Annotated in this window: 12 protein-coding genes; 8 read left to right on the top strand and 4 right to left on the bottom strand. The window is 59.0% G+C overall.

Annotated features, from left to right (window positions below; translation table 11 throughout):
• The first annotated feature begins 47 nt into the window (after positions 1-47).
• The gene (gene pckA / locus ABLV54_RS01265) at positions 48-1,670 is read left to right on the top strand and encodes a phosphoenolpyruvate carboxykinase (ATP) (RefSeq protein ID WP_023291202.1); all 1,623 of its coding nucleotides are present in this window, start codon (positions 48-50) and stop codon (positions 1,668-1,670) included.
• A 77-nt stretch (positions 1,671-1,747) separates the two neighbouring features.
• Here the strand turns inward: pckA and envZ are convergent, their stop codons facing one another.
• On the bottom strand, positions 1,748-3,103 hold the full coding sequence (gene envZ / locus ABLV54_RS01260) for a two-component system sensor histidine kinase EnvZ (protein ID WP_023291203.1): 1,356 nt from the start codon (positions 3,101-3,103) through the stop codon (positions 1,748-1,750).
• Positions 3,100-3,819, bottom strand: a complete 720-nt coding sequence (gene ompR / locus ABLV54_RS01255; RefSeq protein WP_001157751.1) for a two-component system response regulator OmpR — start codon at positions 3,817-3,819, stop codon at positions 3,100-3,102. Before ompR ends, envZ begins: the two co-directional genes overlap by 4 nt.
• Positions 3,820-4,046: 227 nt before the next feature.
• Here ompR and greB point away from each other — a divergent pair, with 227 nt between their 5' ends.
• The 5 genes from greB (at position 4,047) to feoC (ending at position 10,193) form a co-directional block, all read left to right on the top strand.
• A complete protein-coding gene (greB, locus tag ABLV54_RS01250; protein WP_002920503.1) occupies positions 4,047-4,520 on the top strand; it encodes a transcription elongation factor GreB in 474 nt (157 codons plus the stop codon).
• A gap of 100 nt (positions 4,521-4,620) precedes the next feature.
• The gene (locus tag ABLV54_RS01245; RefSeq protein WP_050533992.1) at positions 4,621-6,951 is read left to right on the top strand and encodes a Tex family protein; all 2,331 of its coding nucleotides are present in this window, start codon (positions 4,621-4,623) and stop codon (positions 6,949-6,951) included.
• A 418-nt stretch (positions 6,952-7,369) separates the two neighbouring features.
• On the top strand, positions 7,370-7,597 hold the full coding sequence (feoA, locus tag ABLV54_RS01240; protein WP_002920506.1) for a ferrous iron transporter A: 228 nt from the start codon (positions 7,370-7,372) through the stop codon (positions 7,595-7,597).
• Between the two features lie 28 nt (positions 7,598-7,625).
• The gene (gene feoB / locus ABLV54_RS01235; RefSeq protein WP_032454235.1) at positions 7,626-9,944 is read left to right on the top strand and encodes a Fe(2+) transporter permease subunit FeoB; all 2,319 of its coding nucleotides are present in this window, start codon (positions 7,626-7,628) and stop codon (positions 9,942-9,944) included.
• 9 nt (positions 9,945-9,953) lie between these two features.
• Positions 9,954-10,193, top strand: coding sequence for a [Fe-S]-dependent transcriptional repressor FeoC (gene feoC, locus ABLV54_RS01230; RefSeq protein ID WP_004202151.1), 240 nt, complete (start codon positions 9,954-9,956; stop codon positions 10,191-10,193).
• Between the two features lie 87 nt (positions 10,194-10,280).
• Here the strand turns inward: feoC and ABLV54_RS01225 are convergent, their stop codons facing one another.
• Together ABLV54_RS01225 and bioH are read right to left on the bottom strand one after the other, a co-directional pair.
• Positions 10,281-10,550: a YdgH/BhsA/McbA-like domain containing protein gene (locus ABLV54_RS01225; protein WP_004202149.1), complete on the bottom strand. Its 270-nt coding sequence runs from the start codon at positions 10,548-10,550 to the stop codon at positions 10,281-10,283.
• Positions 10,551-10,670: 120 nt separating this feature from the next.
• Positions 10,671-11,444, bottom strand: coding sequence for a pimeloyl-ACP methyl ester esterase BioH (bioH, locus tag ABLV54_RS01220; RefSeq protein ID WP_050533993.1), 774 nt, complete (start codon positions 11,442-11,444; stop codon positions 10,671-10,673).
• A gap of 39 nt (positions 11,445-11,483) precedes the next feature.
• On the opposite strand from bioH, the gene gntX reads away from it, so the two are divergent.
• Positions 11,484-12,158 (top strand): DNA utilization protein GntX, encoded by a 675-nt coding sequence (gene gntX / locus ABLV54_RS01215; RefSeq protein ID WP_050533994.1) that lies wholly within the window; start codon positions 11,484-11,486, stop codon positions 12,156-12,158.
• Between the two features lie 58 nt (positions 12,159-12,216).
• Positions 12,217-12,792 (top strand): Fe-S biogenesis protein NfuA, encoded by a 576-nt coding sequence (gene nfuA / locus ABLV54_RS01210; RefSeq protein WP_004202143.1) that lies wholly within the window; start codon positions 12,217-12,219, stop codon positions 12,790-12,792.
• The last annotated feature ends 157 nt before the right edge of the window (positions 12,793-12,949 follow it).

Here is a 12,949-nt window from a genome sequence, read left to right as displayed (position 1 = left end):
TAAACCCTACAATTTACAGCAGTACATCTTGGCTAAGGAGCAGTGACATGCGCGTTAATCATGGTTTAACCCCGCAGGATCTCAAGGCTTATGGTATCAATGACGTTCAGGATATCGTCCACAACCCCAGCTACGACATGTTGTTTCAGGAAGAGCTCGACCCCAACCTGGAAGGCTACGAACGTGGCGTATTAACCAGTCTGGGTGCTATCGCCGTCGACACGGGCATTTTTACCGGTCGTTCTCCGAAAGATAAGTACCTCGTGCGCGACGACACCACCCGCGATACCGTCTGGTGGTCCGATAAAGGCAAGGGTAAAAACGACAACAAGCCGCTTTCGCAGGAAACCTGGCAGCATCTGAAAGGGCTGGTGACACAGCAGCTGTCCGGTAAACGCCTGTTTATCGTCGACGCCTTCTGCGGCGCTAACGCCGATACCCGTCTCAGCGTACGTTTCATTACCGAAGTGGCCTGGCAGGCGCACTTCGTGAAAAACATGTTCATTCGCCCGAGCGACGAAGAGCTGGCGGAATTCGCGCCCGACTTCATCGTGATGAACGGTGCGAAGTGCACCAACCCGCAGTGGAAAGAGCAGGGCCTGAACTCGGAAAACTTCATCGCTTTCAACCTCACCGAGCGCATTCAGCTGATCGGCGGCACCTGGTACGGCGGCGAAATGAAGAAAGGGATGTTCTCGATCATGAACTACCTGCTGCCGCTGAAGGGCATCGCCTCCATGCACTGTTCTGCCAACGTCGGCGAGAAAGGCGATGTCGCCATTTTCTTCGGCCTCTCAGGCACCGGCAAAACCACCCTTTCCACCGATCCGAAACGCCGCCTGATTGGCGATGACGAACATGGCTGGGATGACGATGGGGTGTTTAACTTCGAAGGGGGCTGCTACGCCAAGACCATCAAGCTCTCTGAAGCGGCCGAGCCGGATATCTATCACGCCATCCGCCGCAACGCCCTGCTGGAAAACGTGGTGGTGCGCGCCGACGGCACAATCGATTTCGATGACGGTTCAAAAACCGAAAACACCCGCGTCTCCTACCCCATCGACCATATCGATAATATCGTCAAGCCGGTCTCCAAAGCGGGTCACGCCACCAAAGTGATCTTCCTGACGGCCGATGCGTTCGGCGTACTGCCGCCGGTCTCCCGCCTGACCGCCGATCAGACGCAGTACCATTTCCTGTCCGGGTTTACCGCCAAACTGGCCGGCACCGAGCGCGGCGTGACCGAACCCACGCCAACCTTCTCCGCCTGCTTCGGCGCCGCTTTCCTGTCGCTGCACCCGACGCAGTACGCCGAAGTGCTGGTCAAACGTATGCAGGCGGCTGGCGCGCAGGCTTATCTGGTCAATACCGGCTGGAACGGCACCGGCAAGCGCATCTCGATTAAAGATACCCGCGCCATCATCGACGCCATCCTCAATGGCTCGCTGGACAACGCGGAGACCTTTACCCTGCCGATGTTTAATCTGCAGATCCCGACGGCGCTCCCGGGCGTGGATACCCAGATCCTCGATCCGCGCAGCACCTATGGTTCCCCGGAGCAGTGGCAGGAAAAAGCCGACCAGCTGGCGAAGCTGTTTATTGAGAACTTTGAGAAGTATACCGATACGCCAGCGGGCGCCGCGCTGGTGGCGGCAGGGCCGCAGCGCTAACGGACGCAGAGATGAAAAAGCCGGGCTTGCCCGGCTTTTTATTGCGCAACGTTTTGACCAGCCAACCGCGGGCGCGATCAGCTCTCTTTGGCCGGTTTCATCGGCGTCAGCACCCGGTGCACCGGCAGCCAGGCGCGGATCAGTAACCCGCCGCGTTCGCTGGAGCCAATCTCCAGCCGGCCGTTGTGATTGTCGATAATACGCTGAACAATCGCCAACCCCAGCCCGGTTCCGCTGGTGCTGCGGGCGCTGTCGCCGCGCACAAACGGCTGAAACAGGTGCTCCCGCTGCTCAGGTTTAATCCCCGGTCCGTCATCTTCAACCTGGAACCACGCCCGGCTCGCTTCGCTGCCGCTGCTGACCTTGATCCAGCCATTGCCATAGCGGGCCGCGTTGACCACCATATTCGCCAGCGCGCGCTTGATAGACAGAGGATGCATGCGTACCGGAATTTCGCCGGCCTGCAGGGCGGTGGCGATCTCCCGCTCATAGCCGCTCTCCGCAGCGATCACTTCCCCCAGCACCGCATTCAGATCCGCCAGCTCCAGCGGCATCTCCTGCCCGGTGCGCAGGTAGTCGATAAACTGCTCGATGATGGCGTTGCACTCTTCGATATCTTTGTTGATCGACTCTGCGAGATAGCCGTCCTGCTCGCCCATCATCTCGGTGGCCAGACGAATGCGGGTCAGCGGAGTACGTAAATCATGGCTGACCCCGGCCATCAGCAGCGTACGGTCGTCGGCCAGCTGCTTCACGCCCGCGGCCATGTGGTTGAAGGCGCGGGTCACCGATCGCACCTCAGAGGCGCCGTACTCGCGCAGCGGCGGCGGGATAATGCCGCGCCCGACCTGCAGCGCCGCATGCTCCAGATCCACCAGCGGGCGGTTCTGAATTCGGATAAACAGCCAGGCGCCGCCTATCGCCAGCAGCATGATCGCCAGGGTATAGCGGAACAGCGGCGAGAAGTCGCCCTGATGGATCTCGGTCAGCGGCACCCGCACCCAGATATTGGGCGACAGCCAGGTCTTCAGCCACACCACAGGGGAGCTTTTATTGACCTCCACCCGCACCTCAGTGGGGCCGCCAAGCTGATGAGCCATCTGCTGGCTCAAGAATTCATAATGCTGCGCCCAGCGCAGGCCTGCGTCTTCCGCCGCTTCATTGGAATAGAGCGAAATCCCCAGCTCGCGATAAATTTCACGACGAAACGCCGGGGGCACCACCAGTTGGGTGCCATCCTCCAGCTGCAGCTTATCGGTCATCAGCATACGCACTTCGTAGGCCAATACTTTATTAAACTGCTGGAGACTCGGCAGGATCGCGAAATTCAGTACCACCAGATAGGTCGTCACCAGGCTGACGAACAGCAAGGTGACGATCAGGAGCAGCGTGCGAGCAAAGGAGCTGCGCGGCGAAAAGCGCACGCGTTTCATGCCTTAGAACCGTCCGGGACGAAGACGTAGCCCAGACCCCAGACGGTCTGGATATAGCGCGGATGCGCCGGGTCCTCTTCCACCATGCGGCGCAGGCGGGAGATCTGTACGTCGATGGAACGCTCCATCGCAGAGTATTCGCGGCCGCGAGCGAGGTTCATTAACTTATCGCGCGACAGCGGCTCACGAGGATGGCTCACCAGCGCCTTCAGGACCGCGAACTCGCCGCTGGTCAACGGCATCGGCTCGTCTTCACGGAACATTTCGCGGGTGCCCAGGTTCAGTTTGAATTTACCAAAGGCGATAACCGCCTCTTCCTGCGACGGCGCGCCCGGCAGCTCGTTCGCCTGACGGCGCAGCACCGCGCGGATGCGGGCCAGCAGTTCGCGCGGGTTGAACGGCTTCGGAATATAGTCGTCAGCCCCGATCTCCAGGCCCACGATCCGATCGACCTCTTCGCCTTTCGCCGTCACCATAATGATCGGCATCGGGTTGCTCTGGCTGCGCAGACGGCGGCAAATCGAGAGACCATCTTCCCCGGGCAGCATCAGATCCAGCACCATCAGGTGGAAGGATTCGCGGGTTAACAGACGATCCATCTGTTCGGCGTTCGCCACGCTACGAACCTGGAAGCCCTGCTCGGTCAGATAACGTTCGAGCAGCGCACGCAGGCGCATGTCGTCATCCACAACCAGAATCTTATAATTCTCTTGCATTGTTTGTACTCCCAAAGGTTCACTGCAATAGTCAGTGCGTATTCTCAAAAAAGCCCGGCGCGCTCACCAGCTAAATCTGGTATACATTCCAGGCTAAATTGTTACAAAGCATATTTAACAGCAGGTTAAGTATACATTTAATCATAAGACACAGTATTTATCCTGTCGGTATTATTGCGCGCTACAAATTGTGCGCAACGACAGACTGTCAGAAGGTTGAACTCACGATGAAAACGCCGCTGATCACCCGCGAGGGATATGAAAAACTGAAGCAGGAGATGGACTACCTGTGGCGCCAGGAGCGCCCGGAAGTGACCAAAAAGGTGACCTGGGCCGCCAGCCTTGGCGACCGCAGCGAGAACGCGGATTACCAGTACAACAAAAAGCGCCTGCGCGAGATCGATCGCCGGGTCCGCTATCTGACCAAATGTCTGGAACAGTTAAAGATCGTCGATTACTCCCCGCAGCAGGAGGGCAAAGTCTTCTTCGGCGCCTGGGTAGAAATTGAAAACGATGAAGGCGATATCAAGCGCTTTCGCATCGTCGGTTACGATGAAATTTTTGGCCGCAAAGACTATATCTCCATCGACTCGCCGATGGCGCGCGCGCTGTTAAAAAAAGAGGTCGGCGATCTGGCCATCGTTAACACGCCGGCGGGGGAAGCCAGCTGGTATGTCAACGAGATCGAATACGTAAAATAGACAAGAACTTTCCGAGAGACGCCGGGCGCGGCTGGCATTTTCAGCCGCCAGTCCGTATAACTAGTCCCTGTTTTTTGACCCTAAAGATGAATTAAAAGCCATGATGAATGATTCGCTCTGCCGCATTATTGCGGGTGAACTTCAGGCCAGAGCCGAACAGGTAGAAGCTGCCGTTCGCCTGCTTGATGAAGGGAACACCGTGCCGTTTATTGCACGATATCGTAAAGAAGTCACCGGCGGTCTGGATGACACGCAGCTGCGTAATCTGGAAACCCGCCTCGGCTACCTGCGCGAACTCGAAGACCGTCGTCAGGCGATCCTCAAATCCATCGCTGAACAGGGCAAACTGACCGACGCGCTGGAAAAAGCCATCAATACCACGCTCAGCAAAACCGAACTGGAAGACCTCTACCTGCCGTACAAGCCGAAGCGCCGTACCCGCGGACAGATCGCCATCGAAGCCGGGCTGGAGCCGCTGGCTGACCTGCTGTGGAACGAACCGTCCCACGATCCGGAAACGGAAGCCGCAAAATATATTGACGCCGATAAAGGCGTGGCCGACAGCAAAGCGGCGCTGGATGGCGCGCGCTATATTCTGATGGAGCGTTTTGCCGAAGACGCCGCGCTGCTGGCGAAGGTCCGTGACTATCTGTGGAAAAACGCCCACCTGGTCTCCACCGTCGTCAGCGGCAAAGAAGAGGAAGGCGCCAAATTCCGCGACTACTTCGATCACCACGAACCGATCGCCGCCGTGCCGTCGCATCGTGCGCTGGCGATGTTCCGCGGCCGCAATGAAGGCGTCCTGCAGCTCTCTTTAAACGCCGACCCGCAGTTTGACGAGCCGCCGAAAGAGAGCCACGGCGAGCAGATTATTATCGACCACCTGGGCCTGCGCCTGAACAACGCCCCGGCGGACAGCTGGCGTAAAGGCGTCGTCAGCTGGACCTGGCGGATCAAAGTCCTGATGCACCTCGAAACCGAGCTGATGGGCACCGTGCGCGAGCGCGCCGAAGACGAAGCCATTAACGTCTTCGCCCGTAACCTGCACGACCTGCTGATGGCCGCGCCCGCCGGGCTGCGCGCCACCATGGGCCTTGACCCGGGTCTGCGCACCGGGGTGAAAGTGGCCGTGGTTGACGGTACCGGCAAACTGGTGGCGACGGACACCATTTACCCCCACACCGGCCAGGCCGCCAAAGCGGCCGTCGCCGTCGCCGCGCTGTGTGAGAAATACAACGTTGAGCTGGTGGCCATCGGCAACGGTACCGCCTCGCGTGAAACCGAGCGTTTCTTCCTCGACGTGCAGAAGCAGTTCCCGAAGGTCACCGCCCAGAAGGTGATCGTCAGCGAAGCCGGGGCTTCCGTTTACTCCGCCTCCGAGCTGGCGGCGCAGGAGTTCCCGGACCTCGACGTGTCGCTGCGCGGCGCGGTCTCCATCGCCCGCCGTCTGCAGGATCCTCTGGCCGAGCTGGTGAAAATCGACCCGAAATCCATCGGCGTCGGTCAGTATCAGCATGATGTCAGCCAGACCCAGCTGGCGCGTAAGCTGGACGCGGTGGTGGAAGACTGCGTGAACGCCGTCGGCGTTGACCTGAACACCGCCTCCGTGCCGCTGCTGACCCGCGTTGCCGGCCTGACCCGCATGATGGCGCAGAACATCGTCGCCTGGCGCGACGAGAACGGCCAGTTCCAGAACCGTCAGCAGCTGCTGAAGGTCAGCCGTCTGGGGCCGAAAGCCTTTGAACAGTGCGCCGGCTTCCTGCGTATCAACCACGGCGACAACCCGCTGGACGCCTCCACCGTTCACCCGGAAGCCTATCCGGTGGTCGAGCGCATTCTGGCCGCCACTCAGCAGGCGCTGAAAGATCTGATGGGCAACAGCAGCGAGCTACGGAACCTGAAAGCCGTCGATTTCACCGATGAGAAGTTCGGCGTACCGACCGTTACCGACATCATCAAAGAGCTGGAAAAACCGGGCCGCGACCCGCGTCCGGAATTTAAGACGGCGAAGTTCGCCGACGGCGTAGAGACCATGAACGATCTGCTGCCGGGGATGATTCTGGAAGGGGCCGTCACCAACGTCACCAACTTCGGCGCGTTTGTCGATATCGGCGTCCATCAGGACGGACTGGTCCACATTTCGTCGCTTTCTGACAAGTTTGTTGAAGATCCGCACACCGTGGTGAAAGCGGGCGACATCGTGAAGGTCAAGGTCATGGAAGTCGATCTGCCGCGTAAGCGTATCGCCCTGACCATGCGTCTCGACGAGCAGCCGGGCGACAGCAACGCCCGCCGCGGCGGCGGTCAGGATCGCCCGCAGGGCAATCGCCCGGCCGCGAAAGCCGCCAAACCCCGCGGTCGCGACGCGCAGCCTGCCGGCAACAGCGCGATGATGGATGCCCTCGCCGCGGCGATGGGTAAAAAACGCTAATCCCTCCCTGCCCCTTTTCAGGGGCAGTTTTCCTTTTCATTGTCACTGCCCTATAGCCGCCTTTTCGCGCAAAAGGCTCTCAGTTATTTCTGATAACCTGCATTTATTCCACGCCGGGCAGATAGCGAAATTAATATTTTCATTTCGTTAACTTAAGAAACCTTAATTAAACATTAGAGCGACGAAATAATATTTCGCATATTTTCGATCACAGGCGGACTTTGCGGCATATCAATAAAAAGGTGAATTTCACTTTAAAAATGGCATAAAGCGCATCATATGTATTGATGATAAAAACCATTCTCATTATCATCGCTTGCAGAATGTTTTTTCTTTTTCGTTGGCTACGGTCCCCGGCGCAACTGCCTCCAGGCGTCCGGAAAATTCTTCTTCGGTTAGCGATAGACAAGTAGGCCCTATGCAATTCACACCTGATAGTGCGTGGAAAATTACCGGATTTTCCCGCGATATTAGCCCAGCATACCGTCAGAAATTGCTCTCCCTCGGCATGCTGCCCGGATCCTCTTTTCATGTGGTGCGCGTGGCGCCGCTCGGCGATCCTGTTCATATTGAAACCCGACGCGTCAGTCTGGTATTACGCAAAAAAGATCTCGCCTTAATCGAACTGGAAGCGGTTGCACAATAACGGCTGACCCGGCACAAGAGTTTGAAATATGAAAAAATTAACCGTTGGTTTAATTGGTAATCCTAATTCCGGCAAGACTACCCTGTTTAATCAGCTGACCGGCGCCCGCCAGCGCGTGGGCAACTGGGCCGGGGTCACCGTTGAGCGTAAAGAGGGCGTGTTCGCCACCACTGACCACCAGGTCACGCTGGTCGACCTCCCGGGAACCTACTCTCTGACCACCATCTCTTCGCAAACCTCGCTGGACGAGCAGATCGCCTGCCACTACATCCTCAGCGGCGACGCCGACATGCTGATTAACGTGGTCGACGCCTCCAACCTCGAGCGAAACCTCTATTTGACGCTGCAGCTGCTCGAGCTGGGGATCCCCTGCGTCGTGGCGCTGAACATGCTGGATATTGCCGAAAAGCAGCAGGTGCGTATCGATATCGATGCCCTCGCCGCACGCCTCGGCTGCCCGGTCATTCCGCTGGTTTCGACCCGCGGACGCGGGATCGAAGCGCTGAAGATTGCCCTCGACCGTCATCAGGCGAACAGCGATATCGAGCTGGTCCACTATCCACAGCCGCTGCTGCGCGAAGCCGACCTGCTGGCGCAGCAGATGTCAGCGCAGATCCCGGCCCGGCAGCGGCGCTGGCTCGGTCTGCAGATGCTGGAGGGCGACATCTACAGCCGGGCCTATGCCGGCGACGCCGCCGATAAACTGGATATCGCCCTGGCGAATCTCAGCGACGAGATCGACGACCCGGCCCTGCATATCGCTGACGCGCGCTATCAGACCATCGCCGCCATTTGCGACGCCGTCAGCAACACCCTGACCGCCGAGCCGAGCCGTTTCACCGCGGCGATGGACAAAGTGATCCTCAACCGCTTCCTCGGGTTGCCGATTTTTCTCTTTGTTATGTACCTGATGTTCCTGCTGGCCATCAACATCGGCGGCGCGCTGCAGCCGATTTTCGACGCCGGCTCGGTCGCTGTCTTTATTCACGGTATTCAATGGCTGGGTTACACCCTGCACTTCCCGGACTGGCTGACCGTCTTCCTCGCCCAGGGGATCGGCGGCGGTATCAACACCGTACTGCCGCTGGTGCCGCAGATCGGCATGATGTATCTGTTCCTCTCCTTCCTCGAGGACTCCGGCTACATGGCGCGCGCCGCCTTTGTCATGGACCGCCTGATGCAAGCTCTCGGCCTGCCGGGGAAATCCTTTGTCCCGTTGATTGTCGGTTTCGGCTGCAACGTGCCGTCGGTGATGGGCGCCCGCACCCTCGACGCACCGCGCGAACGTCTGATGACCATTATGATGGCGCCGTTTATGTCCTGCGGCGCGCGGCTGGCGATCTTCGCCGTCTTCGCGGCCGCCTTCTTTGGTCAGAACGGCGCGCTGGCGGTCTTCTCGCTCTACGTGCTGGGCATTGTGATGGCCATTCTCACCGGCCTGATGCTGAAGCACACCATTATGCGCGGCGAAGCCTCGCCGTTCGTGATGGAGCTGCCGGTGTACCACGTCCCGCATATTAAGAGCCTGATTATCCAGACCTGGCAGCGCCTGAAAGGCTTTGTGCTGCGCGCCGGGAAGGTGATCGTCATTGTCAGCATCTTCCTCAGCGCGCTGAACAGCTTCTCGCTGAGCGGTAAGGTCGTCGACAACATCAACGACTCCGCGCTGGCCTCGGTGAGCCGGGTCATTACTCCGCTGTTTAAGCCGATCGGCGTGCATGAAGATAACTGGCAGGCCACCGTGGGTCTGTTTACCGGCGCAATGGCGAAGGAGGTGGTGGTCGGTACGCTGAACACCCTCTATACCGCCGAAGATATCCAGAACGAGGAGTTCAATCCGCAGACCTTCAGCCTCGGCGAGGAACTGCTGGCCGCCGTCGACGAAACATGGCAGGGACTGAAAGACACCTTCAGCCTCAGCGTCCTGGCTAACCCCATCGAAGCCAGCAAAGGCGATGGCGAAATGGCCACCGGCGCGATGGGCGTGATGGGCAGTAAATTTGGCAGCGCCGCGGCGGCTTACAGCTACCTGATCTTCGTTCTTCTCTATATCCCCTGCATCTCGGTGATGGGGGCCATCGCCCGCGAATCGAGCCGCGGCTGGATGACCTTCTCCATTCTGTGGGGACTGAATATCGCCTATTCGCTCTCGACGCTCTACTACCAGACCGTCAGCTTTAGCGACCATCCGCGCTACAGCCTGGTGTGTATCCTGGCGGTGATATTGTTCAACGTGGTGCTCTTCGGTCTGCTGCGTCGGGCGCGCAGCCGGGTTGACGTCTCGCTGCTGGCCACCCGGAAAACGCCGGCCTCCTGCTGTTCCAGCCCGGCTGGCGATTGCCACTAAGGAGGATCTGTGGCGTCGTTAATGGAAGTCCGCGATATGCTGGCCCTGCAGGGCCGCATGGAGGCGAAACAGCTCAGCGCCCGCCTGCGGACGCCTCAGCCGCTGATTGACGCCATGCTCGAACGCATGGAAGCCATGGGTAAGGTGGTACGGATCAGCGAAACCAGCGAGGGCTGTCTCTCCGGCAGCTGTAAAAGCTGTCCTGAAGGGAAAGCGGCGTGCCAGCAGGAGTGGTGGGCGCTGCGATGAAGGGAGTAAGGCCTGCCAGCGCCACGGGATAAAACGAGTGCGACAGCAGGGAAAAACGGGCCAGCAGGCCCGTTTTTTATGACTGGATTATTTATACACGTCAGCGTTAGCGTGAACGGTTTTTTCGTTTTTCTGCCCGGCAATCACCACAAAGTATTTTCCACCCAGCTCATCGGCTTTTTTCGACAGATCGCGTCGGGCGTCCATCGGCGAGGTCGTCCTTGAGGTCGTGATGCTGCCGACCTTGGTCAGATTCATCTTCGCCACGTCCTCTTTTTGGATCTCTTTCGCTGCGAATGCGCCAAAAGACAGACAGCCAATCACCAGAGATGCAACCATTCCTGTAACAAGTTTCATAGCCTCTACTCTCCATTAGGTTGTTATTTTAGGTCACGGTGGCGGAATGAAATAATCAACCACCGTAACAACCTAAGTATTGCTGTGAATGGCCCTTTTACCATGGCGCGGCAAAAAAAATTACCCCAGCCGTTTTTTCAACGCCAGCAGCGGCTCGCAGAAGGCCGCAGGATGGGAAACAAACGGCGCATGCGCTGCCTTGTCAAAGAGAATGGACTCACTATCCGGCCATAGCTTATCCAGCAGCGGGACAATCTTGCGCGGCACCAGCCCGTCCAGCCGACCGTACAGCCGCAGAAACGGCATCGGCAGTCCGACCAGCGCCTGACGCAGATCGACGGTTCTGAGGATCTCCAGACCGCCGTTCAGCGCCTCAGCGGAAGGCATCGGCAGCGAGAGCACCGTCTGCTTTAACGCCCGCGCATCCTGACGGGCGCTCTCCGTTCCCATGGTTTGCAGGGCGAGGAACCGCTCGACGGTACGCTGGAAATCCTCGCTCAGCTGCTGCTGAAACCCGGCCAGCACCTCCGGCTTGATGCCCGGCCAGTCCTCATGGGCCGCGAAACAGGGGGAAGAGGCGACCGTTACCAGCGCCTGCACCCGTTGCGGGCACCTTATCGCTATCTGGCTGGCCACCAGCCCGCCCAGGCTCCAGCCCAGCCACACCGCCTGAGGCGGAGCCTGCTCCAGCACCCGCTGCGCCATCGCCTCCAGCGACATCGCCCCAAACCCGCCGCTACGGCCATAGCCCGGCAGGTCCACCAGGTGAAGGGTAAAATGCGAAGCCAGCTGCGGCGTGATGCAATCCCAGACCTGAGCGTTCAGCCCCCAACCGTGCAGCAGCACAAGATGACAATCACCTTCGCCGATTGTTTGCCACCAGATGTCGTTCATCCGTTACCGTTCTCTTTTTTACTGGACAGAAGGCCAAATATGCTAACAGCACACAGCTTATGCTGGCTATGCCAAATGCCGCTGGTGGTCGCCCGCTGGGGGATCTGCTCTCGCTGCAGCCGCGCCCTGCTCGCCTGCCCCCCGCTCTGCCCGCAATGCGGCCTGCCGTCGGCAATGTCCCGGCATCCCTGCGGCCGCTGCCTGCAAAAGCCGCCTCCCTGGCATCGGATGGTGGCGGTCAATGACTATCGTCCGCCGCTGAGCGATCTGGTGCGGCAGCTGAAGTTTCACCATCGTCCGGAACTGGGCCCCGCCCTGGCGCGCCTGCTGCTGCTGCGCCTTAAACAGCGTGACGATTTGCCGCCGGTAGACGCGCTGGTCGGCGTGCCGCTGGGGCATCGCCGCCGCTGGCGCCGGGGTTATAATCAGTGCGATGAGCTTTGCCGACCGTTAGCCCGCTGGCGTGGGTGCGTCTGGCGTCGCGACGGCCTGACGCGCCAGCGAGCGGGCGCCGTGCAGCATTCGCTTAATGCCCGCCTGCGCAGGCAGAACCTGAAAAATGCCTTTCAGCTTGAATTTGCCGTGCAGGGACTCCATATCGCTCTGGTGGATGATGTCGTCACGACTGGCAGCACCGTCGCCGAGATATCCCGCCTGCTTTTGCGAAACGGCGCCGCGACGGTTCAGGTATGGTGTGTATGCCGTACCTTGTAGACCCCCGCTGATGGGCGTATTATAACCCAGTAAAATAGTCAACTATTAGGCCAACGCTATGATCCGTATTTCCGATGCTGCACAAGCGCACTTTGCCAAACTGCTGGCAAATCAGGAAGAAGGGACGCAAATTCGCGTATTTGTGATTAATCCCGGCACCCCAAACGCTGAGTGCGGCGTATCCTACTGCCCACCGGATGCGGTGGAAGACACCGACACGGCGCTGAAATTTGAACAGCTGACCGCCTATGTCGATGAGCTCAGCGCGCCCTATCTGGAAGACGCTGAAATTGATTTCGTCACCGACCAGCTTGGCTCGCAGCTGACCCTGAAAGCGCCGAACGCCAAAATGCGCAAAGTCGCTGACGATGCCCCGCTGATGGAGCGCGTCGAGTACCTGCTGCAGTCGCAGATTAACCCGCAGCTGGCCGGGCACGGCGGCCGCGTGTCGCTGATGGAGATCACCGACGACGGTCTGGCTATCCTGCAGTTCGGCGGCGGATGCAACGGCTGCTCGATGGTCGATGTGACCCTGAAAGAAGGTATTGAAAAACAGCTGCTGAACGAGTTTCCGGAGCTGAAAGGGGTTCGCGATCTGACCGAGCACCAGCGCGGCGAGCACTCCTACTACTAAGCCTTCCCTCCGGCGGCAGCCTGTCGCCGGCTCTCCTTTCTCCTTTCTGTGTTACCGCGCAACATCTCCCGCTACACGACCGGCAAAAACCGGGGAAAGAGTATGACTTAAGTCTCATATTTAACATTTTCCCCCGCCAGGTGATTCTCAACCCTCA

Origin of the sequence: Klebsiella sp. JB_Kp042, from assembly GCF_040065275.1 — a bacterium.
Lineage (GTDB): Bacteria > Pseudomonadota > Gammaproteobacteria > Enterobacterales > Enterobacteriaceae > Klebsiella > Klebsiella quasipneumoniae.
The sequence above is the reverse complement of the archived record's forward strand: the minus strand, read 5'-3'. Positions and strand labels throughout refer to the sequence as shown.

Excerpts from the sequence above, each read along its gene's own strand:
- pckA (WP_023291202.1), top strand. The coding sequence starts at position 48 with ATGCGCGTTAATCATGGTTTAACCCCGCAGGATCTCAAGGCTTATGGT.
- greB (WP_002920503.1), top strand. The coding sequence starts at position 4,047 with ATGAAAACGCCGCTGATCACCCGCGAGGGATATGAAAAACTGAAGCAG.
- envZ (WP_023291203.1), bottom strand. The coding sequence starts at position 3,103 with ATGAAACGCGTGCGCTTTTCGCCGCGCAGCTCCTTTGCTCGCACGCTG.
- feoB (WP_032454235.1), top strand. The coding sequence starts at position 7,626 with ATGAAAAAATTAACCGTTGGTTTAATTGGTAATCCTAATTCCGGCAAG.
- bioH (WP_050533993.1), bottom strand. The coding sequence starts at position 11,444 with ATGAACGACATCTGGTGGCAAACAATCGGCGAAGGTGATTGTCATCTT.
- ompR (WP_001157751.1), bottom strand. The coding sequence starts at position 3,819 with ATGCAAGAGAATTATAAGATTCTGGTTGTGGATGACGACATGCGCCTG.
- feoA (WP_002920506.1), top strand. The coding sequence starts at position 7,370 with ATGCAATTCACACCTGATAGTGCGTGGAAAATTACCGGATTTTCCCGC.
- nfuA (WP_004202143.1), top strand. The coding sequence starts at position 12,217 with ATGATCCGTATTTCCGATGCTGCACAAGCGCACTTTGCCAAACTGCTG.
- gntX (WP_050533994.1), top strand. The coding sequence starts at position 11,484 with ATGCTAACAGCACACAGCTTATGCTGGCTATGCCAAATGCCGCTGGTG.
- ABLV54_RS01245 (WP_050533992.1), top strand. The coding sequence starts at position 4,621 with ATGATGAATGATTCGCTCTGCCGCATTATTGCGGGTGAACTTCAGGCC.
- ABLV54_RS01225 (WP_004202149.1), bottom strand. The coding sequence starts at position 10,550 with ATGAAACTTGTTACAGGAATGGTTGCATCTCTGGTGATTGGCTGTCTG.